Source organism: Microseira wollei NIES-4236, from assembly GCF_020521235.1.
GTDB lineage: Bacteria > Cyanobacteriota > Cyanobacteriia > Cyanobacteriales > Aerosakkonemataceae > Microseira > Microseira wollei.
In genome coordinates, this window is sequence record NZ_BLAY01000399.1 from 1 (window position 1) to 2,252 (window position 2,252).

At 47.0% G+C, this 2,252-nt stretch carries 3 protein-coding genes; 2 read left to right on the top strand and 1 reads right to left on the bottom strand.

What is annotated here, in order from left to right:
- The first annotated feature begins 522 nt into the window (after positions 1 to 522).
- A complete protein-coding gene (locus MiSe_RS48695; RefSeq protein WP_307731691.1) occupies positions 523 to 759 on the top strand; it encodes a Mo-dependent nitrogenase C-terminal domain-containing protein in 237 nt (78 codons plus the stop codon).
- Positions 760 to 906: 147 nt separating this feature from the next.
- Positions 907 to 1,704: a response regulator transcription factor gene (locus tag MiSe_RS48700; RefSeq protein ID WP_226594680.1), complete on the top strand. Its 798-nt coding sequence runs from the start codon at positions 907 to 909 to the stop codon at positions 1,702 to 1,704.
- 275 nt (positions 1,705 to 1,979) lie between these two features.
- On the opposite strand, the gene MiSe_RS48705 is transcribed toward MiSe_RS48700, so the two are convergent.
- Positions 1,980 to 2,252, bottom strand: a 273-nt coding sequence (locus MiSe_RS48705) for a hypothetical protein (RefSeq protein WP_226594682.1), incomplete at its 5' end; no start/stop codon positions are given.

Here is a 2,252-nt window from a genome sequence, read left to right on the forward strand (position 1 = left end):
GGCAAGGACAGCGGTGTGCGGGCAGCATTACAGCAGATTGCCAGTGAGTGAAGCAAAGCCTTAAGGCAAGGACAGCGGTGTGCGGGCAGCATTACAGCAGATTGCCAGTGAGTGAAGCAAAGCCTTAAGGCGCAAGGACAGCGGTGTGCGGGCAGCATTACAGCAGATTGCCAGTGAGTGAAGCAAAGCCTTAAGGCTTCGTTTGTGTAGCGGCACCCTTAAGGGTGCCGCTACACAAACGAAGGTGTACCTCATGCGCCTGTTTTCCCGCTATAAGTAGCCGTTGCCGGGGAATGACACCTTGTTAAGTTTTGTAAGCGTTTGCATAATTCTTGGGCTTTTGAGTCCGAGTAATTGATACAGGAGCAATATCAAGTCAGGTCTGACGCACGACTCACCTATCACCAAAGTTTATTGCTGGGATCTCTAGTTGCTTTCTGGACTATTTTTCAGAGAAACTTTGGTGTTTGCGTAAGTCCTGAAGTGTTAAATCAACGAATTCTTAAGAAGTAGAGGTCACTGATGTACGTCCCTACTAATTTTTCTCAAGCATTCGCCCAAATACAACATCATAGCTTTCTGGAAAAGCTCTTAAAACCCCTGGGTCAGTGGCTAGATGGGATTGAGGTGCATAACCCTCAACTGGCACTGTGGTTGTGCAAAATTATCCCGAATCAATGTCCGTTTGCCAGAGATATCCAGCTATTTGGGCAGACACTTTTCCACATTCCGCCCTTGTGCAAGCTAAATCCTCTCTAGGACAGTTTGATGGCTTGGCGCTGCCGCGCTTTGATTTTATTGGCTGACTGTGGCGAAGATGTCCCAAAATACTGGTGAAAATCGTCAATTATCAGCTGGCAAAACAGAGAAATAAATTTGGCATTTGGGTAATTAGAGGAAAAAACAGTGAAAAAAATTTTAGTGATCGAAGAGCAAGCCGAAACCAGAATTTTTTTTCTAGAATCGCTTAAATTTTCGGGTTTCTACACCATAGGTGCTGAAAACAACCAGATCGCTATTGAACGGGTACAAGCAGAGTTACCCGATTTAATCATCAGCGAAACTATCACGCCGAAACTCGATGGTTACGGCGTCCTATCTACGCTGCGGCAAAACCCGATTACTGCGATAATTCCCTTTATTTTTGTCACGGCGCGAAGCACTTGGACTGACATTCGTAAAGGCATGGAGTTGGGAGCAGATGACTATCTGACGAAACCTTGTACGATAGAGGAATTATTGAGAGCGATCGCCACCCGTTTAGAAAAACAAGTCACCCAAAAGCAGTGGTACGCTAAACAATCTCTCTCTACCGACAGCGCCAAACCAAAAGAGCCTCAGTCAAGCTTTGCTTCTGACTCCCAAATCGGTAAAGTTTTCCAATTCATTGAAACCAATTATCATCAACCAATTACCCTAGACGATGTAGCTCAAGCAGTGGGTTATTCACCAGCTTACTTAACCGATTTAATGCGACGCCAAAGTGGTAAGACAGTTCACCAGTGGATTGTTGAACGACGAATGACAGCCGCTTGCTTTTTGCTTTTGGAAACTAATCGATCGGTGGAAGAAATTGCAGCAGCAGTAGGTTATTCCTATACGGGATGTTTCTTTCGACAGTTTCGTCTCAGTTTTGGGATGGCTCCTAAAGCTTGGCGCAAGACACAACTAGAACGACAATTCAGTCATAACGTAACTTGCTAGTTATAAACTTTGGCGTTGCAAGCTTGCTAATTGCGAGCTTGCTAATATAGGATTTTTACTGACATTAGCCATTAGCCATTAGCCATTAGCCGCTCCCAGAGAGATAACTAGCAACTTGAGTTAATAGTCGGTAGGGCATTTTACCCTGGAAGGACGAAGCAAGAGGACAGTCAAATGTTGCCCTCTTGCTTCGCCCTTACCCACAATCGCGGTTACTGGATCGGTTTACTGGACGGAAGTTGCCCCCTGAAGTTCCTTCGGCTATTTTCCTTTACTCACATCTTGCACCAATGCCCTGGGCGGGCGGGACGCCCACCCCACAAGAGATTGATTTTGCTTGTGGGATGGGCATCTTGCGGGCGGGACGCCCACCCCACAAGAGATTGATTTTGCTTGTGGGATGGGCATCTTGCCCGTCCCACGCCCACCCCACAAGAGATTGATTTTGCTTGTGGGATGGGCATCTTGCCCGTCCCGCCCACCCCACAAGAGATTGATTTTGCTTGTGGGATGGGCATCTTGCCCGTCCCGCCCACCCCACAAGAGAT

Excerpts from the sequence above, each read along its gene's own strand:
- MiSe_RS48695 (WP_307731691.1), top strand. The coding sequence starts at position 523 with ATGTACGTCCCTACTAATTTTTCTCAAGCATTCGCCCAAATACAACAT.